Below are 19575 nucleotides of genomic sequence, written 5' to 3' on the forward strand. Positions count from 1 at the left end.
TATTTATGTACTTAAATATATGTCTAAACATCTATCTATAAAAAGCTATATATCCTATTGTAAATAAAATAGCCATAAACAAGTTCACTAAGAATGTTTCAATATATTTTAAAACTTCAATATATGAACATATTACATGACTAACTACTCATATATCTACATTTAATAATAACATAAATTCTCATTACGTCAATATCCTACCAAATATAGAGGCTATTTCTTTTTTATAAGGGAATTAACCGCTTTTACCTATACATAGCCTTCATAAATAGATTATAATAAAGTGATGATGAATAAACATAAACTTTGATTCCAAAGGAGGTGAATATATGTCTGAATCAGTAAGCCCTACAGTGGAATTTACTTCGGTAGCAAAGGAATTTCGCCATGAATATGTTGTTGAAAAATCACGGTTTATAACAACAGTATATCCTTGCAAGACTGAAGAGGAAGCCCAAACCTTTATAAGCCGCATCAATAAAGAATTCTGGGATGCGCGCCATAACTGCACAGCCTATACATTAGGCCCACAGCAAGAACAACAACGATCTTCCGATAATGGAGAACCATCAGGCACAGCAGGTAAACCAATGCTAGAAGTACTCAAAAAGACTGGTATTACCAATGTAGCCGTCGTCGTAACACGTTATTTTGGAGGCATTAAATTGGGCGCTGGTGGCTTGATTCGGGCCTATTCACACTCCGTTGCGGAAACCTTACGTCTTGCGCCTAAAGAACTACATACAACACGAACTCGGCTACAAGCAAAGATTGACTATTCACTGTATGGAGCAGTAGAAAGATATGTACAGGATGAAAAATTACACTATGAAGCAAGCTTTGGTGAATATGTAGACATAACAATCCTAATACCACCTACTGATGTAGAGCGCATACAAAAAGAGCTCCAAGACATAAGTCATGGAGCTGCTACTTGTAATGTATTAGATTCTATTGAGGTGGTACTACCACTAGATAAATAATCTAGTTAGTAGATTCCAAACTTTTAATTGCCGTTATTAACTAAACCGGCTATACCTTGACCGAGTTCACGACGTTTTTCCTTAGTCATAGGATAAGGCCATACTCGTTCTAATTGTTTTTTCCGGCTAATTTTATTACGAGCCGTCATTAATCTACGTGCTTCCCAATTACGAATTGCTCGACTTAATGTTCTTTTTACCACGCCCATAGTAGTACCTACTTTCTTAACTATTGTTATATATCAAAATTTGTGATAAGTATAGAAAGATAATTTAAAACTTAATTTACTTTCTATTACTTTGTTGAATTTAGTATATATAGCATTTTATTAAATGTGAAATGACCGTTACTTAGTTCGTTATAATTTTTATTTATCATATTATGTGTATAATAGGGAGATTCTATGGATACATCTTACTACCACAATTTTATTACCCTTGTTCAAACGGGCAATATGACACAGGCCGCAGAGATTCTTCATATTACACAACCAGCGTTAAGTAAGCAGTTGAAATATTTAGAGGCTGAATTTGGGGCTCAATTAATCAACATTAAACGCGGCCAACGAGGATCAAACTTGCAATTAACAGATGCTGGTAAAATCTTCTATGAAAAAGCACAACAACTTTGCTCTATTGAAGAATCTACATATAATGCTGTACAACAATTGAATTCACGCATTGAAGGTACTTTACGCATTGCGACGTCTGCATCTCGTTCAACGCCAATCGTACAGCAATATTTACCAGCTTTTTCCATGAAATATCCATCTGTCCATTTTGAAATTTATGAAGGACTTATGACAAATGTAGTGACCCAACTCATCAACGGTAGCGCCGAATTAGGTATCGCCAATATTCAAATGGTAGATATCGATAAATTCGATATTCTGCTTACCCAAGAAGAGCATTTATACGCTATTTTCCGCCGTGATGTATTCTGGACAGATCGTGAGCATGATACCATCACGTGGGAAGACATAAAAAAATGTCCTCTATCCCTTTCTGGTGGCTCTGTCCGAATGATTATGCAATCTAGCTTAACAGATATGGAGCAACTTAATGCGGTAGCTATCACCACAACTAAAAGCTCAGCTATTGAGTGGGCCTCTTCTGGACGTACAGTTTCTTTAGTCCCAATGGACGCTAAGGAACTCATCAATCATCGCAAAATGGCCCGCATCAAATTACCAGAATTCTCGGGGGATTTCAAAAAAGCTTTTATCACACTTAAAGGCCATGCACTTTCCCCAGTAGCACAGCAATTTATTGACTTCTACAAAGCATATGTATAATCATAATTATACATATTATTACCATACTATGACATTAACAGTCTATATAATTGGCATCTATGTAATTATAGACCCCAATTCAATACATAAGAAAAGACCTAGTACTAAATGTACTAGGTCTTTTTGTATCATATCCTATATAACGACAATTCTTATGGTTGTTTAAGCTCGCCGTATATATGATTCTGTTATACTTGATGAACAGCACCTACAATATCAGTGATGCTGTTAAGATTATATTGTTCTACATATTCGCTCATTTCACGGGCAATACGTGAAATTGCTGTTGGATCTACCATCGTAGCTGTACCAACTTGAACGGCTTGCGCCCCTGCCATCATAAATTCGATAGCATCTGTGCCAGTCATGATACCACCAAGACCAATAATAGGAATAGTTACCCCTTTATAAACTTGGTGCACCATGCGAAGAGCCACGGGTTTTACGGCTGGGCCGGATAATCCACCATAAGTGTTCCCCAATACAGGCTTGCGACGGTGAATATCTATAGCCATGCCCAACAAGGTATTAATTAGACTTACTCCATTACCACCGCCTGCTTCAACAGCCTTTGCGATTTCTACAATGTCTGTTACATTTGGTGAAAGCTTAACGATAACAGGTTTATCCGTTACCTTACGAACCGCTTTAGTTACCGATTCAACAACCTTTGGATCTACACCAAAAGCCATGCCTTCACATTCTACATTTGGGCAAGATACGTTGACTTCTAACCCTGCAATGCCATCTACAGATAATGTCTCTGCCATCCAAGCAAACTCATCAATTGTGCCCGCAGACATATTCGCTAGCAATGGTACATCATATTTCTTAAGCTCTGGTAGAATTTCTCTAACAAAATGTTCAGCTCCAGGATTTTCAAGGCCAATGCAGTTCAATACGCCAGATGGTGTTTCTGCAATACGAGTTCCAGGGTTTCCGTGACGCCCCTTAGGTGTTAAACCTTTTACGGAGATAGCTCCTATCTCATTGCTAAGATCTAAATACCCAGCATACTCAGGGCCATTGCCAAAGGTGCCAGATGCGGCGATAATAGGATTTTTCATCTTAATCCCGCAATAATCAATGGCAAGCTTTGGATTTGGCGTAACGGTGTTATTTAAATCGCGTTCATGCATTAAAAGAACACCTCCTCAGCGGGGAATACAGGACCATCCTTACAAACTTTATAGCGTTTACCTTCTGCACCATCACAAGCACAGCCTAAACAACCTCCAGTACCACAGCCCATACGCTCCTCAAGAGAAACTTGGCAAGGCACATTCAGTTCTTTAGCCACTTGAGCTACGCCTTTCATCATCGGCGTAGGACCACAAGTCATGACAGAAGTAAAGGAATTAGCATTAATTAGGTCAGGCATAATAGCCGTAGGGAAACCTTTTGTGCCCACACTACCATCATCAGTAGTGATGTGGACTTGAACAGGTGTATCTTTAAATAAATCTGCCCAGAAGGTTTCGCTTTCATTTCTAAAGCCCAAAATAACTTGTGCTTCTTCACCTTCTTTCAAATGAGATGCGATACATAGCATCGGTGCAATACCAACGCCACCGCCAATGAGAAGCATATTATTAGATGTTACAAACGGTTCGCCCAAAGGGCCTAAACAATCTAATGTATCGCCAGGTACGAGATGTGTCATAATCTCAGTCCCCTTACCTACGACGCGATACAAAAGGGTAATCGTACCCTTTCGGGCATCAAATCCAGCATAGCTAATAGGGCGGCGCAATAATGGCGCCGTAGAGTCCGCTACGCGAACATTACAAAACTGTCCTACCTTTGCTTCTACTGCTTGTTTTGGTGCGTGAATATCCATAATCCACACATCAGAGCCTATTTGCTCATTGCGAACGACTTCGCCCTGTTCTACATAGCCACTCATGGTTATTACTCCAATTCAAAATCTTGTAACGCTTCTACAGAGTAGTTAGCATCATCTTTACGATTCGCCACAACACGCAATACTTCCCGTGCTGTATCAAGACTTGTTAAGCAAGGTGTACCCATTTCTACAGCGAGACGACGTAATTGGAAGCCTTCGCGTTCAGGACGTTTACCTGCAGTCAATGTATTAAGTACAAGATCGACCTTGTCTTGACGAATGTGGTCAGCACAGTTGTCATCCCCTTCAGAGATTTTATTAACCATCTTACAATCAACACCGTGTTCAATAAAGTATTTACCTGTACCACCAGTTGCTTCAATATGATAACCAAGATCGATGAACCCTTTTGCAAGTTCACAAGCTTCTGCTTTATCACGGTCTGCTACTGTCATGAGAATTGTACCATCCTCTGGAATACGCATGTTTGCACCATTGATAGCTTTGAATAAAGCTTCAGAATATGTACGACCAATCCCCATAACTTCGCCAGTAGATTTCATTTCAGGTCCAAGGGCGATTTCCACAAGCCCCATTTTGGAGAAGGAGAATACAGGTGCTTTTACAGCTACATAAGGTTTATTAGGTACAAGACCAAGTGGCAAGCCCAAATCTATTAAGCTTTCACCAAGCGCAATGCGTGTTGCACATTCCACCATGTTAATACCTGTTACCTTAGAAATGAATGGCACGGTACGGCTAGAACGAGGGTTAACTTCGATTACATTAAGTTCACCATCAGCCACGATGTATTGAATGTTAAGCACACCTTTAACATTAAGACCTACTGCAATACGACGTGTATAGTCAACAATTTGATCAATCAATTCTTGACTCAAGTGTTGAGCTGGGTAAACGGCCATGGAGTCACCAGAGTGAACACCGGCACGTTCGATTTGTTCCATAATACCAGGGATACATACATCAGTACCGTCGGAAATAGCATCAACCTCTACCTCCATACCAACCATGTAACGGTCGATAAGAACAGGATGCTCCTTAGATGCTACTACGGCTTCCTTCATGTATACATCAAGCTCTTTATCATTGTATACGATTTCCATCGCACGCCCCCCCAATACATAGGAAGGACGAACGATTAATGGGTATTTTAACTTTTTAGCTGCTTCTTGTGCTTCTTCATCAGAGGTTACCAGAGCACCTACTGGACGAGGAATGCCAAGTTTCGCCAACAATTCATCAAAGCGTTCACGGTCTTCTGCCATATCGATGCTATCCACGGATGTACCAAGAATTTTTACACCGCGCTTAGCCAATGGGCCTGCCAAGTTAATCGCTGTTTGTCCACCGAATTGAGCGATAACGCCAACTGGCTGTTCTTTATCAATGATTTCCATAACATCGTCCACAGTCAATGGCTCAAAGTATAAAGAATCAGAAATATCAAAGTCTGTAGAAACTGTTTCTGGGTTGTTATTAATCATAATGGATTGGTAACCCGCTTTACGGAGTGCCCAAGATGAGTGTACGGAACAATAGTCAAACTCTACGCCTTGACCAATGCGAATTGGCCCAGAACCAAGTACTACTACAGATTTTTCACCTAGTGGTTTAACTTCATCTTCTTGCGCATAGGCACTATAATAGTACGGCGTTTTAGATTCAAATTCTGCCGCACATGTATCTACGTATTTATATGTTGGTAGAATGTTCCATTCTTTACGTTTTGCGCGAACTTCTTCTACAGTTGTATTAGCATAGCGAGCAATAACAGAATCGGTGAAGGAATAGCGTTTTGCTTTGCGCAATACATCTTCTGTTAAGCCCTGTTCAGCCAATGCTTTTTCTACATTAACAATGTTTTTGATTTTTTCAATAAAGAATGTATCAATTTTTGTAATATAGTGGATTTTTTCTACACTAATCCCCTTGCGAAGAGCTTCTGCCACAACATAGATACGTTCATCATCTACTAAGTGTAAACGTTCGATAAGCTGTTCCATGGATTCATGGGCGATTTTCTTAAGCTCAATATGGTCTAAACCGATCTCCAAGGAACGAATTGCTTTTAACAAAGACCCTTCTAAAGAGCGGTCGATAGCCATAACTTCGCCAGTAGCCTTCATTTGAGTGCCCAATGTGCGGTCCGCCAAATTGAATTTTTCAAATGGCCAACGTGGGAACTTCGTTACTACATAGTCGAGTGTAGGCTCGAAGCATGCTTTTGTTTCGCCTGTTACAGCATTTGTAATTTGATCCAATGTCATGCCTACTGCAATTTTTGCGGCTACCTTCGCAATTGGATAACCTGTTGCTTTAGATGCCAATGCAGAGGAACGAGATACGCGAGGGTTTACTTCGATAACAATATATTCGTTGCTATTTGGATTCAAAGCGTATTGTACGTTACAACCACCTTCGATTTTTAAATAACGGATAATCTCAACGGATGCGGTACGCAGCATTTGGTATTGAATATCGTTCAAGGTTTGGCTTGGTGCCACAACGATAGAATCCCCAGTATGCACACCAACAGGGTCAATATTTTCCATATTACATACGATGATGCAGTTATCTGCACTATCGCGCATTACTTCGTATTCAATCTCTTTCCAGCCTGCAACGGAACGTTCTGCTAGAATTTGGTGAATTGGTGAAAGTTTCAAACCACGACGTGTGATTTCATACATTTCATCTTCATTATGGGCAATACCTCCACCAGTACCGCCTAATGTGTATGCAGGACGGATGATAATAGGATACCCAATACGATTAGCAAAGGCTACTGCTTCTTCAAGATCGTTAAAGATATCGGATTCAGGAACCGGTTGGTTGATTTCCTTCATCGCTTCTTTGAAAAGCTCACGGTCTTCCGCTTGTTTAATGGCTTCAAGAGTTGTACCAAGAAGTTTTACACCATATTCTTCTAATACGCCAGCTTCAGACAATTGTACCGCCATATTAAGGCCTACTTGACCACCTAATGTAGCCAACAAGCCCCAAGGGCGTTCTTTTTTAATTACTTCTGTTACGAATTCAAGACTAATCGGTTCTACATATACGCGGTCTGCAATATCTGTATCAGTCATAATAGTAGCAGGGTTAGAGTTAACCAATACTACTTTATAACCCTCTTCTCGAAGGGAACGGCATGCTTGTGTGCCAGCATAGTCAAACTCTGCAGCTTGACCGATAATAATTGGACCAGAACCAATTACAAGTACTTTTTTTGCTTCTGAGGTCATATTATTTTCCCTTTCTCATTAAGTCTTCAAATTCGTCAAATAAATATAGGTTATCAGTAGGTCCTGGGGATGCTTCTGGATGGTATTGTACGGAGAAGATTGGCAATTCTTTATGACGCATACCTTCTACGGTACCATCATTTACACTACGATGTGTAATTTCTACGAAATCTGGCAAAGAAGTATCATCTACCGCATAACCATGGTTTTGAGATGTAATATATACCCGACCAGTACGTAAATCTTGTACAGGATGGTTAGAACCACGGTGACCAAATTTCAATTTGAATGTGGTACCACCATAAGCTTGTGCCAATACTTGATGCCCCATACAGATGCCAAAGATTGGTTTCTTACCAAACATTTTCTTTACTTCTTCTACTGCATAGCCAAGATCTTGAGGGTCTCCAGGGCCATTAGATAAAAAAATACCATCTGGATTTGCTGCCAACACATCTTCAGCCTTAGCATCTGCAGGAAATACAGTAAGACGACAGCCTGCAGCTTCTAGAGAGCGAAGGATATTTTCCTTTACACCATAATCCATTACCGCTACGTGGAATTCAGCATTTTTATCGCCACGCATACCTTGCCATTTTGTAGTTACACGCATAACTTGATCTGTTGGCAAGTCTTGTTTAAACAATTTTTGAATATCCTCCATAGGGTAATCAGAGCGTACGAGTACGCCCTTCATTACACCATGGTTACGAAGAACACGTGTAATCGCACGTGTATCTACATCATAAAGGCAAGGGATGCCGTGCAAACGAAGATACTCACTAAATAACCCCTCATTTTGCCAGTTAGATGGAAAGTCACATAGTTCACCTACAATAAAACCTTTACAATATGGCTTAGGACCTTGAGTGATAGAATTTAAAGTACCATAATTACCAATTAAAGGATAGGTTAATGTAATAATTTGATCCGCATAGGATGGGTCAGTCAAGATTTCTTGATACCCGGTCATACCTGTGTTAAATACAACTTCACCTACCGTTGGGGCGCCACCTAATAAGGAACCTTCAAACACGGAACCATCTTCAAGAACTAACTTGCCTTTCATTATAAGACTACGCCCTCCTTCATAACAATTTTGCCATCAACGACTGTGAGTTTAGCTTTACCTGTAACAGTCATACCATCAAATGGGCTAACTTTACCTTTTGTATAGAATTTATTTCGATCTACTGTCCATTTTTCAGTCGTGGAGAATACGGTAATATCTGCTGGCTTGCCAACTTCAAGAACACCTGCATCAAGATGCATCAACTCAGCTGGTCGAGTACTCATATAGTACACAACTTGATCGATGCTTAGTTTATCAGGACCATATGCATTGGTAATAACCGCCGCCAAAGATGTTTCGAGGCCACTGAAACCATTTGGTGCACAGCAGAATTCATGGTCTTTTTCTTCATATGCATGTGGTGCATGGTCTGTAATAATCGCATCGATTGTACCATCTTTCAAGCCTTCTAATAATGCTTGGCGATGATCTTCAGAGCGAATTGGAGGAGCCATTTTGAATGCTGGGTTATATTCGCGTAGGTATTCATCTGTGAAAGATAAATGTTGGCTTGTAACTTCACATGTTACATTAAGGCCTTTAGCCTTCGCACGGCGCACCATATCTACAGTATTTTTACTACTTACGTGGGCGATATGGATATGACCACCTGTCATTTCAGATAACAAGATATCACGAGCAACAGCCAAATCTTCAGCTACTGCAGGACGACCAATAACACCTAATTCATAAGAAACAATACCTTCATGCATATGGCCATTTTTAGTCAATGTAATATCTTCTGCATGGTCGATAACCATCTTATTAAACATGGAGGAGTATTCTAAGGCACGACGCATAAATGCAGCATTTTCTACATAGTGACCATCATCGGAGAAAGCGACTACACCAGCTTCTGCCATATCGCCCATTTCAGCAAGTTCCTTACCTTCAAGACCTTTGGATACAGCACCAATAAATTCTACTTTCACAACGCCAGTGAGTTCAGCCTGTTTTTGTAAACCTCTTACAAGTGCAGCATTATCTACAACTGGGTTAGTATTAGCCATAGTGACAACACGTGTGAAACCACCTGCAGCAGCCGCTTGTGTACCAGAGTGGAAATCTTCTTTAGCTTCTTGGCCTGGTTCACGCAAATGTGTGTGAATATCGATAAGGCCAGGTGCTACGATAAGCCCTGTTGCATCATAAACTTCAGCACCTTCAGCACTCAAGTTTTGACCGATGTCCACAATTTTACCATCTTTTACGAGAACATCTGCTACTTCGTTTTGTTTTTTTGCCGGATTAACTACCGTACCATTTTTAATAAGCAAGCTCACTACCGTCACCTCCGATAATAGTTAAGTACAATACAGCCATACGTACAGCTACGCCATTACGTACCTGTTCTTGAATTACGGATTGATCAGAATATGCTACATCTGGTGCAATTTCAAGGCCGCGGTTCATAGGACCTGGATGCATTACCATTACATCATCTTTAGCTAATTTTAATACATCATTGTTAATACCAAAGATACGAGCATATTCTCTATTTGTAGGATACAATGCAGAATGAATGCGTTCTAATTGAATGCGAAGTACGTTAACTACATCTGCATCAGCCACTGCTTCACGAATATCATGGTGTACGGTAACACCTAATTTTTCAAATTCTGGATATACCATTGTACGAGGACCAGCTAGATGTACATCAGCCCCCATTTTTGTAAGTCCATAAATGTTGGAGCGTGCTACGCGACTATGCATTATATCGCCAAGGATAACCACCTTTAGACCTTCAATAGATTCCTTTTTTTCTAAGATAGAATACATATCTAGTAATGCTTGTGTTGGATGCTCATGAGCGCCATCGCCTGCGTTAATGATAATAGGATCTACGGCTTTCGTAGCATATAAAGGTGCACCTTCTGCGCTGTGTCGCATTACGATAGCATCTGTGCCCATGTAGGACATAGTTAACAATGTATCGCGGAAGCTTTCACCTTTACCCATGGAAGATCCACTAGGAGAAAGATTGATCACGTCAGCCCCTAAGTATTTGCCGGCTAACTCAAAGGAACTACGGGTACGAGTACTTGGCTCCATAAAAAGGTTAATAATGGATTTCCCCTTTAAAAGTGGAACCTTCTTGTCATCAGAAAGAACAATCTTCTTCATTTTCTTTGCCACATCTAAAATCAATTTGATTTCTTCAGGTGACACATTTTGCAAACCCAATAAATCTTTGCCTTTTAGGCTAACTTGTCCCATGATTTCCTCCTAACTCACGTAACAAAAAAGACCTTTTGCCCAGGGCAAAAGGTCAAATAGTTTGCACAAAGAAGCCCCTATGGGCACTTCAACTATATTCCTTTCTCAGCCTCTCTGGACTAAATTAAAAGGTATTGTATTATGCAATGGTCTCTCGTACCATATATGCATTTTCTTTATTTATTGTACTGAATCCACCTTTGAAAGTCAATGTAAAACACAAAATTCATATGGATTTTAAAAAGAGGACAACCATATACAATTGCTTATCCTCTCTATATTTAAACAGCTATTAAGCCACTACCATATCTTAAACTTTAATCTAACATTTCTTTTTTAGAAATTAAGAACCTTAACCTAGTGGATATAGTCTTGGTGGATTTTCTTCATCATTTTGCTGTTCATTTTGTGTAGTATACGGCATTTGATCTTGTTGCGACTCATTCGCTACAGGATTTATCTGCACATTTTGCTGATTTGGCAACAATTGAGGCTGACGTTGCTCACGACGACGTGTATTTTGGGATGCCGTCGGTCTAGGTTTTGTTAACTCATCAATGGATACAGCATTTGGAATAGTTACATTTGATGTATCCCCATGAACATCATCAAGTTCACTGAAGGAAGGAGTCCTCTTAGATGCTTGAGCAGCCTTACGTTCGGCTTCAAGTTGTTGACGGGCAAGTTCTGCACGACGACGAGCGCTTTCTTGTTGATCTCGAACACGTTGAATCGCTTCAGCACGCTCTTTTGCTTTACGCTCTATTTCAGCTTGAGCCAATGCTTGTTGACGGGCAGCTTCAGCTTTACGTTCTGCCTCTAGTTGTGCTTTATATCGTTCCTCAGCAAGACGTCGTGCCTCGGCTGCTTGACGTTCTGCTTCAGCTCGTTCTGCAGCAAGTCGCTCTTGCTCTGCCTTACGAGCTTCCGCCGCTATGCGAGCCGCCTCTGCTTTACGAGCCTCTTCGGCACGTCTTGCTTCTTCTATGCGACGAGCTTCTTCGGCTCTACGCACTTCTTCGGCACGTTTAGCCTCTGCAGCAATACGAGCTTCTTCAGCACGGCGCGCTGCTTCGAGTCGTTCCTGTTCAGCTCTACGTTGTGCCTCTAGTCTAGCTGCTTCTGCTTTACGAGCTTCTTCTGCTCTACGTGCTTCTGCTTCTAAACGAGCTTGTTCAGCTTTACGCGCCGCTTCAATTCTCGCAGCTTCAGCTTTGCGTGCTTCCTCTGCTCGTTTTGCTTCTGCTGCTACGCGAGCGGCCTCAGCTTTACGTTCCGCTTCAATTCGAGCTTCTTCTGCTCTACGCGCTTCCTCCGCACGACGAGCCTCTTCTGCTTTTCTTGCTGCTTCCATTTGTTGTGCTTCCAAAGCAGCCTTAGCCTCTGCCGCTCTACGAGCATCTTCTTGACGCTTCGCTTCAAGAGCGGCTTGCTCAGCAGCACGTTGTGCTTCTAAAGCAGCTTTCGCTTCTGCTGCTTTACGAGCTTCTTCGGCACGTTTTGCTTCCAATGCTTCCTGCTCGGCTTTACGTTGTGCTTCTAAACGAGCTCTAGCCTCAGCAGCCAAGCGTTCCTCTTCGGCCTTTTTGGCCTCTAAAGCAGCTTTTTCTGCTGCTCTTTGCGCTTCAAAGCGTGCCTTAGCTTCGGCCGCTTTTCTTTCTTCCTCCGCTTTGCGTGCGGCCTCAATACGAGCAGCTTCAATTCTACGTTCTTCTTCAAGACGTTTTGCTTCCGCTGCTAGTCGAGCTTCTTCTGCTTTACGAGCCGCCTCTAGCCGATCTGCTTCCGCTTTTCTCGCTGCCTCGATACGTGCCATTTCAGCTTTACGAGCCGCTTCCGCCTTGCGAGCTTCCTCTGCTTTACGCTCTGCTTCGGCTTTTTCAGCCATCTTACGCTCAATTTCAGCATGCTTGGCTTCTGCAGCCTTTCGCAACATTTCGGCTTTTTCTGCAGCTAGTCGAGCCTCTTCAGCTTTTTTACGAGCTAATGCTTCTCTCTCATCTTTTGCCTTTTTAAGTTGTGCTTCTTTTTTTACATCTGCTACAGCTTTATCGCTCAACTTTTTAGTTTCTTCATGAGCAATTGTTTCTGCCCGCTTAGCTGGACTTTCAATAGTAGATTTTTTAGTATCTACTGCTCCTTTATCTCCATCTTTACCACCTACAGGGCCTACAGGTATTTGTGTGCCCCCTTGAGTTGGATGCCCTAAAATATCTTTAACATCTTTCGGCACATTAACAGCAATAGTTTGATGTTTTTGTGGATTTGCAAGAGATTCAGGAATTAACAAGAAACGAATTGGCAAATTCGATGCACCGGCTGGCATAAAGTTTAATGTTAATAAATCGCCCGCATTATAATTCCCTAATAGACGACTATCTAATATAGTACCTTCCCCTAATGCGGAAATACCATCTTCACCACCAATGTGATAAGTTCGTGTATCGGTCTGTCCCCGTCTAGCACCTTGTTGATGCAATGCTTTTACCATAAAGGAACCAGAATAAGGTCCCCCAAGAGGGTTAAAATACAGTCTAAACGGTTCATTCCCCTTTGTTGGAATTTTTAACGTATACGATACGCCATAGTTACCACGGTCACGAACAAATGCTTTATTTTGCATTTCGTCTACACCATTGATAAACGTATCCTCTCGATCATTACCAATTTCTACAAAGGCACCACCTAAAGCGGTGTCGAATGGTGTAGTAACCTCCATATTACGTTTAGCACCAGTATAAGTACCGCGTAATTGTATTTCATCAATAGGAAGGTTTTTCACCCAATGTGACGCATCTACAGGGTCCATCCCCATAGGCAACATCATGACACGCGCAAATATAGGCCCTTCTGTTTTAATATCTACAATACCCGTAAATAATGCATCTCGATTTACCGGTGTATTTTCTAAGTCACTAAAGATTAATTGACGCCCTTGTGGTGGGATGCTAAGAGAGTATAACGGTCTTGCATCTGGGCTTTCATTAAGAGGTTGCTCCAAATCCTTTCGCGACAAATTACGACCTGCTGCAAAATAGTCAGGTGTAGCTACAGATTTTAATTGTCTCATGACATGTACTGAAGTTGGATAAGCCGTTTGGTTTTCTAAGACGATAGCAATCTTGTGAGGTAAATCCATTTCATTTACATGATAGAAATAGATACGACCATTGCCATTAATTGTACCTGCACTTAACGTACCTCCTACAGGTCCTACATATTCAGGACTATCCGATAGGAGCAATGTATCCGTTTGAGACACCAACGATGGTGGCAACGGAGAAAACTGAAAATATCCAATTGATTGTAAATCTATATCACGAGCTTCTACATGGCCTGTAAGGGCAGCCATGGCGGCCATAGCCGCAGCTACACAATATCTTGATTTATAGGAAAACATATATTATTACCTCTATACTTCTTCGAGCCCCAACGGGTCATACGTAAGTGCTAATGCTTCAATCTTCTTTAGTCGATGGCCAATTCCAGATTTAGATAGTTTCCCCTCCATCAACTCTTCAAGTTCTTTTAAACTCGCTTCAGGATTCTCCCACCGAAGTCTTGCAACGACGCGCAACTTTTCTGGTAATTCTTCAATGCCGATTTCTCTATCAATAATCCGGATTGCTTTTACCTGACGAACTGCTGCATCCACAACCTTCTGTAAATTTGCAGTCTCACAGTTGACTTGTCGATTAATTTGATTTCGTACAGTTTTCATAATCCGCACGTTTTCAAATTCCATAAGAGCCGATTGAGCTCCCATGATTTGCAAACAGTTTGTTACTGCGTCCCCTTCTTTAAGATATACTACATACTCTTCCTTCCGCTCCGTTAAGCCCGCATGAATGTGAAAGAGCCGTAATACATGGATAATTTCCCTCGCAAAGGTCTCGTTTCCCGTCATAAACTCAAGATGATAATCACTTTGTGGTTTATTGACAGAGCCTCCCCCTAAAAAAGCTCCCCTTAAAAAGGCCCGTCGCGCTTCCATTGATTTGAGCCAACTACGAGGAATTTGTTCGCTCACAGGCCATAAAGCAAGATCCTCTAGAGCCTGTCTACCCTCTACAGAGGGTTCTACAGATAGCGTATACATATTTTTTTTACGCAAGTTTAAACCTTGTCGTACTAAAACATTTGTAGGTAATTCGTATTGCTTTTTCAAAATACCAAGCAAACGACGAGCTACTGCATTATTAGCCGTAGCCAAACGAATGCCGACGGCACCTTTCATCCCCAAAATGATAGATCCGCCCATACGCAATAAGCAAGACGCTTCAATTTTCATGGCCACATCCGCATCACTAGAGGCTTCATATTGGCATAATTCATTTTTTACATCTTCTGCAAATGACATGGGCATCCCTTCTCATTAATGATCATCTCGTTGAAGATAATACTCTAAGATATGCGGTTCAGTATTAGATTGCATAGCATGAATAATATCCATAATAACTTTACCTAACCGTTCAGGATCATGAACAGCTGGTTTTTGAGGGTTAATTAAGGTAGCTCGTATAGTGCGGATTCCTTTAGCTTGTAACTTTTTAGTATCTAATACCAATGGTTCAGATCCTACAGCACTATATTGTTCAACCATTTGAATTGGCAACGGACCATCATTGGCAAGAACAGTATCTATAATTCCTTCTCCGCCATGAGCAATTAAAGCCTCTACATGGTCATTTAATGTGTAGCCTGTGGTTTCACCCGGTTGTGTCATAACATTAGCAATATAAATTTTATTAGCCTTACTGGCACGTACATGAGAGGCCAACTTATCAGTTAGTAAATTTGGGATAATGCTTGTATATAAACTACCAGGACCTAAAATAATCACATCCGCTTCATCAATGGCACGTAATGCAGCCCCCTCTGGCTTAGGCAATGCTGGATCACTATAGATATGACGAATTCGTTTGCCCGAGTGTGGTATATTACTTTCACCTTCTACAATAGTGCCATCTGTCATCTCTGCACGCAATTTAATGAACTCTGTAGAGGAAGGAATTACACGACCACGGACACGCAACAATTTACTAGCCGCTTCAAGAGCTTCTTCAATATCGCCATCGTAAACTTGAGCTAGCGCAGTAATAAAGAGATTACCAAAGCTATGCCCAGAAAGCTCATTTTCGCCTTCGAAGCGGTAACGGAATAAGTTCTCCATTACCCCTTCTTGTTCAGCTAGTGATACTAAACAATTTCGCAAATCGCCAGGTGCTATCATTTGAAAGTCTTCTCGCAAGCGACCAGAAGAACCTCCATCATCAGCAACGGTTACAATCGCAGATAGGTTTGATGTATGTGATTTCAAACCACGCAATAAATTTGATAAACCCGTGCCACCACCGATTACTACAATTTTCGGACCCTTATCAAGTCGGATGTTTTGAAAAATAATATCTGATACCTTGCTGTCAGGGTTAGGTAACACAGCTCGAATAATCGTTTTTATAACCTTACTCGTACCGATGAGCATTAACACAGCGCCCATCGATAATACTACAGCCCCTACAGCAATGAGTACATTATAATTGTAAAAGCCCGTCATATTATAAGAAAAGGCAAGTACAATATCTTCGAGAACCGCAAGCCATTGATAGTTAAACATCAAGGAAATGCCAATAATTAAAAGACCTACACCACAACTAAATAGGGCAAGCCAACGTTTTATATTTAGACCCGGAATTAGCCACCGGAACCATCCTTTTCGCAACATAATCCCCCCTATCTAGTTATCAAGTGTTATAATTTCATGAGGATTATAATCTTCTTCTACATTATTTTTCATCATATCTCTATGTTCAACAGTGACACGATATCCTTTTTCTAACAAGTGGGAATATAAAGCCTCTGCCATAGCTACAGATCTATGCATACCACCTGTACAGCCTACTGCCACAATAAATTGAGATTTCCCTTCTTGTTCATAATTTGGCACAAGAAAATCCATAGTATCAAAGTAACGTTTTTTAAATTCATCCGTTACTTCAAAGGAATGGATATATTCATTCACTGCTTTTACACGACCTGTTTTATGACGAAACTCGGGAATATAAAATGGATTCGGTAGAAAACGAACATCCCATACCATATCTGCATCGAGAGGAATACCATATTTAAAACCAAAGCTCACTACAGTAATAGCCATACCATGAGCTTCATCAACTTGAGCAAAGCGCGTTTTTAAATACTCTTTCAAGCTGGCTGTTTTCATATTAGTGGTATCAATAATAAAATCTGCTTTATGGCGCACAGAGTTAAGAATTTGGCGTTCCTTCTTTAGCCCTGTTGTAATCAGCCCATTAGGAGCCAATGGATGACTTCGTCGGCTTTCCTTATATCGACGAATCAAAGTCTCATCTGTAGCATCCATAAATACAATTTCAAAATCTACCTTCATATCTTTTAATGTATCTAAAGATGAAGAAAGAGCTTCAAAAAATTCGCCACCCCGAATATCTACAACAAGAGCAACGCGATTAGTCCGTTCTCCACCTTGTCGGCAAATTTCACTTAATTTAGGGATCAGCACAGGGGGAATATTATCAATACATAAATACCCCATATCTTCTAAAGCTTGCAATACTTGAGTTTTGCCGGCACCTGACATACCTGTAACTATTAACAAACGAAATGCTTCCATAGTTTTACTCCATTATAAAAGATTACCTTCAATCCAATGGGCTACTCCATCGTCATTATGATGGCCACAAATTGTATGAGCCACAGATTTAACATGATCTGTAGCATTATCAACAGCTACAGAGTAACCTGTTTTACGTAGCATAGAAATATCATTTTCTGCATTACCAAAAGAAATAATATGTTCTAAACTAATATGATTATCTAAAGCTAATTGTGTCAAGGCACGCCCCTTTGACACATTAGGGGCAATGATTTCTAAAAAGTCTTTTTGGCTACGAACTAGAGTCACTAAATCACCGACCCTAGGAGTTAAAATTTCAATAATTCGGTCAATGCCTTCTACTGTATCTATGGCAATTAGCTTATTTGGTTCAGAGTTTAAACTATATAACGTATCCCCTAAAAATTCTGCCGTAGCACCAGTCTGTTTTTCATAGAGAGCGGACTGCCACGTCTTATGATGGCATAATAAATGATCATCCACATAAGATTGTATATGCCAATCATATTGTTTTGCTAATTCATAGATACGACGTACGGCTACCATAGGAACAGTCTGTTCAAATAGCTTATATCCTGTTTCTAATTCTTGAATGAGGCCACCAGAAAATAAAATCAGCGGCACATTACCAAGCTTTAACGCCTGACCAATGGGCTTAGCCGTTTGGTACATACGCCCCGTAGCAATCGTAATAGCAACACCCTTTTGCTGCAACCGATGTAATACATCTACTGTATAATCAGATATAGAATTATCGCTACGCACCAAAGTTTCATCACAATCGATGGCAACCATTTTGATATGAGAAAAAGAAGAATTCATGTTCGTCGCCTTTATAGAAATTTTAAATACTCTTTATTATACCATTAATAGTGGCACTATAGATAGAAATAAGCGGTAATAACTCTAATAATGACAAGAAAGTATACTCATAAAACTTTCATCAAATTTAAAATACTCTATTATCAATGGCTTATTCCATATTAATTGAGTATATACTATTGCCTGCATACTATTTATTAAAAACTATAATAAAAGGTCTTATAGAAATTACACATGCTATTTCATATTACGCCAAAAAAAGACTCCCGAAGGAGTCTTTTTATGATTATCTATCAAATTAGAATTTGTAGTTAAGGTCTGCACGGTAGAAGTCAGCTTTATCATTACCGTTTTGATCTTTCCAATCAAAACCGTAGTTAGCTGTTAAGCCTACATTGTTTTGCAATGCATAGTCAACAGTAGCCATCCAACCTTTAGCATCTGTAGTGTAGATGTGGTTGTAAGTAGTATCAATGATAGGAGCATTTTCTTTTGCGTTGAAGTATTGACCTTTTACACCCCAAGTACCTTGTTTTTTGATGTCGTAGTTACCATAACCTACGCCTGCTGTCCAAGCTTGAGATTCTTCAAGGCTAGAAGCTTTCAACCATTCGCCACCAACCCAAATTTTATCGAAGTTAGCATCAGCATTGAAACCATATACGTTTCTAACATCGTCATCTTGGTTAATACGGTCATAGAAACCACCAACCATAGCATGTTTACCAACTTTACCATTAACATTTACGATAAGATCAGTAACATTTTCCTCTTTAGTCAAGCCAGCTGCATCGCCAGATACCATGTAACCATAAGCTACTTGTGCATTAACTTTGTTATTACCAGCATTGAATTGAGCACCATCGAAAGTACCATCAAATGCTAAGCCACCACCAACAACTTGACCAAAACGGCCAGCTTTCAAGGATACGCGTTCACCGAATTTATGGTTAACATATGCGCGATCGATTGTAGCATTTGCTTTACCTTCAGTTCTGGAGTCACCCAATTCAAAGTTACCAGATGTCAAACGAACTACAGCGTCAGTGCGATCGTTTACTCTTGCATTGAATTGTACACGAGCACGAGCATCGAATCTAGATTTTTCATATTCAGCGTCTTGGTAACGTAAACGCATATCGCCTGTTACCTTAACATTACCTACGCGGTCTTCCAAGCGAGCTACACGAACGCCCAAGTTGTTTAATTCGTTGGAGAATTCATCCGCCAAACGGTTAATCATAGCTTGTTGTTCAGCGTTAGCGCGATCTTGGTTAGCCATAGCTTTAGCTACCATTTGAGCCATTTCATAACGAGTGATGTTGTTTTGGCCCTTGAAAGTGCCATCTGGGTAACCGTTAACGATACCAGCATTTGCCAATTGAGAAACTGCTTGGTATGCCCAAGAATCTGGAGTTA

Annotated in this window: 15 protein-coding genes; 2 read left to right on the forward strand and 13 right to left on the reverse strand. The window is 40.5% G+C overall.

Annotation, left to right across the window (positions count from 1 at the left end; all coding sequences use genetic code 11):
- Positions 1-329 precede the first annotated feature (329 nt).
- Positions 330-983: a YigZ family protein gene (locus HMPREF1865_RS09170; protein WP_004698470.1), complete on the forward strand. Its 654-nt coding sequence runs from the start codon at positions 330-332 to the stop codon at positions 981-983.
- Between the two features lie 23 nt (positions 984-1006).
- Here HMPREF1865_RS09170 and HMPREF1865_RS09175 read toward each other — a convergent pair whose 3' ends face one another.
- Complete coding sequence (locus tag HMPREF1865_RS09175; RefSeq protein WP_004698441.1) at positions 1007-1192, reverse strand: hypothetical protein; 186 nt, start codon at positions 1190-1192, stop codon at positions 1007-1009.
- A gap of 195 nt (positions 1193-1387) precedes the next feature.
- On the opposite strand from HMPREF1865_RS09175, the gene HMPREF1865_RS09180 reads away from it, so the two are divergent.
- Positions 1388-2278 carry a LysR family transcriptional regulator gene (locus HMPREF1865_RS09180; RefSeq protein ID WP_004695545.1) on the forward strand — a complete coding sequence of 297 codons (891 nt, stop codon included), beginning with the start codon at positions 1388-1390 and terminating at the stop codon, positions 2276-2278.
- A 188-nt stretch (positions 2279-2466) separates the two neighbouring features.
- Here HMPREF1865_RS09180 and HMPREF1865_RS09185 read toward each other — a convergent pair whose 3' ends face one another.
- The 12 genes from HMPREF1865_RS09185 to HMPREF1865_RS09240 form a co-directional block, all read right to left on the reverse strand.
- Positions 2467-3417, reverse strand: a complete 951-nt coding sequence (locus HMPREF1865_RS09185; protein ID WP_004698485.1) for a dihydroorotate dehydrogenase — start codon at positions 3415-3417, stop codon at positions 2467-2469.
- Positions 3417-4184, reverse strand: coding sequence for a dihydroorotate dehydrogenase electron transfer subunit (locus tag HMPREF1865_RS09190; RefSeq protein WP_004698480.1), 768 nt, complete (start codon positions 4182-4184; stop codon positions 3417-3419). Before HMPREF1865_RS09190 ends, HMPREF1865_RS09185 begins: the two co-directional genes overlap by 1 nt.
- A gap of 5 nt (positions 4185-4189) precedes the next feature.
- Complete coding sequence (gene carB / locus HMPREF1865_RS09195; RefSeq protein WP_060919897.1) at positions 4190-7390, reverse strand: carbamoyl-phosphate synthase large subunit; 3201 nt, start codon at positions 7388-7390, stop codon at positions 4190-4192.
- 1 nt (position 7391) lies between these two features.
- Positions 7392-8459: a glutamine-hydrolyzing carbamoyl-phosphate synthase small subunit gene (gene carA / locus HMPREF1865_RS09200; protein WP_008715755.1), complete on the reverse strand. Its 1068-nt coding sequence runs from the start codon at positions 8457-8459 to the stop codon at positions 7392-7394.
- Entirely contained in the window at positions 8459-9745 is a 1287-nt protein-coding gene (locus HMPREF1865_RS09205) for a dihydroorotase (RefSeq protein ID WP_060919898.1), read from the reverse strand. The genes carA and HMPREF1865_RS09205 overlap by 1 nt, the downstream gene beginning before the upstream one ends.
- Entirely contained in the window at positions 9729-10679 is a 951-nt protein-coding gene (locus HMPREF1865_RS09210; protein ID WP_058948519.1) for an aspartate carbamoyltransferase catalytic subunit, read from the reverse strand. Before HMPREF1865_RS09210 ends, HMPREF1865_RS09205 begins: the two co-directional genes overlap by 17 nt.
- Positions 10680-11031: 352 nt before the next feature.
- Positions 11032-14079, reverse strand: coding sequence for a hypothetical protein (locus HMPREF1865_RS09215; protein WP_060919899.1), 3048 nt, complete (start codon positions 14077-14079; stop codon positions 11032-11034).
- 12 nt (positions 14080-14091) lie between these two features.
- Positions 14092-15039: a DNA-binding protein WhiA gene (gene whiA, locus HMPREF1865_RS09220; RefSeq protein ID WP_060919900.1), complete on the reverse strand. Its 948-nt coding sequence runs from the start codon at positions 15037-15039 to the stop codon at positions 14092-14094.
- Between the two features lie 15 nt (positions 15040-15054).
- Positions 15055-16404 (reverse strand): gluconeogenesis factor YvcK family protein, encoded by a 1350-nt coding sequence (locus HMPREF1865_RS09225; RefSeq protein WP_060919901.1) that lies wholly within the window; start codon positions 16402-16404, stop codon positions 15055-15057.
- A gap of 12 nt (positions 16405-16416) precedes the next feature.
- Positions 16417-17331: an RNase adapter RapZ gene (rapZ, locus tag HMPREF1865_RS09230; protein ID WP_060919902.1), complete on the reverse strand. Its 915-nt coding sequence runs from the start codon at positions 17329-17331 to the stop codon at positions 16417-16419.
- A 12-nt stretch (positions 17332-17343) separates the two neighbouring features.
- Entirely contained in the window at positions 17344-18156 is an 813-nt protein-coding gene (locus HMPREF1865_RS09235) for a Cof-type HAD-IIB family hydrolase (protein ID WP_060919903.1), read from the reverse strand.
- 298 nt (positions 18157-18454) lie between these two features.
- The coding region (locus HMPREF1865_RS09240; protein WP_060919904.1) for a putative porin at positions 18455-19575 on the reverse strand (1121 nt) is incomplete at its 5' end.

It is taken from the genome of Veillonella parvula (genome assembly GCF_001553335.1).
GTDB lineage: Bacteria > Bacillota > Negativicutes > Veillonellales > Veillonellaceae > Veillonella > Veillonella parvula_S.

Bases quoted from the DNA above. Each gene is read 5' to 3' on its own strand.
- HMPREF1865_RS09170 (WP_004698470.1), top strand. From the start codon at position 330: ATGTCTGAATCAGTAAGCCCTACAGTGGAATTTACTTCGGTAGCAAAG.
- HMPREF1865_RS09175 (WP_004698441.1), bottom strand. From the start codon at position 1,192: ATGGGCGTGGTAAAAAGAACATTAAGTCGAGCAATTCGTAATTGGGAA.
- HMPREF1865_RS09180 (WP_004695545.1), top strand. From the start codon at position 1,388: ATGGATACATCTTACTACCACAATTTTATTACCCTTGTTCAAACGGGC.
- HMPREF1865_RS09185 (WP_004698485.1), bottom strand. From the start codon at position 3,417: ATGCATGAACGCGATTTAAATAACACCGTTACGCCAAATCCAAAGCTT.
- HMPREF1865_RS09190 (WP_004698480.1), bottom strand. From the start codon at position 4,184: ATGAGTGGCTATGTAGAACAGGGCGAAGTCGTTCGCAATGAGCAAATA.
- carB (WP_060919897.1), bottom strand. From the start codon at position 7,390: ATGACCTCAGAAGCAAAAAAAGTACTTGTAATTGGTTCTGGTCCAATT.
- carA (WP_008715755.1), bottom strand. From the start codon at position 8,459: ATGAAAGGCAAGTTAGTTCTTGAAGATGGTTCCGTGTTTGAAGGTTCC.
- HMPREF1865_RS09210 (WP_058948519.1), bottom strand. From the start codon at position 10,679: ATGGGACAAGTTAGCCTAAAAGGCAAAGATTTATTGGGTTTGCAAAAT.
- HMPREF1865_RS09215 (WP_060919899.1), bottom strand. From the start codon at position 14,079: ATGTTTTCCTATAAATCAAGATATTGTGTAGCTGCGGCTATGGCCGCC.
- whiA (WP_060919900.1), bottom strand. From the start codon at position 15,039: ATGTCATTTGCAGAAGATGTAAAAAATGAATTATGCCAATATGAAGCC.
- HMPREF1865_RS09225 (WP_060919901.1), bottom strand. From the start codon at position 16,404: ATGTTGCGAAAAGGATGGTTCCGGTGGCTAATTCCGGGTCTAAATATA.
- rapZ (WP_060919902.1), bottom strand. From the start codon at position 17,331: ATGGAAGCATTTCGTTTGTTAATAGTTACAGGTATGTCAGGTGCCGGC.
- HMPREF1865_RS09235 (WP_060919903.1), bottom strand. From the start codon at position 18,156: ATGAATTCTTCTTTTTCTCATATCAAAATGGTTGCCATCGATTGTGAT.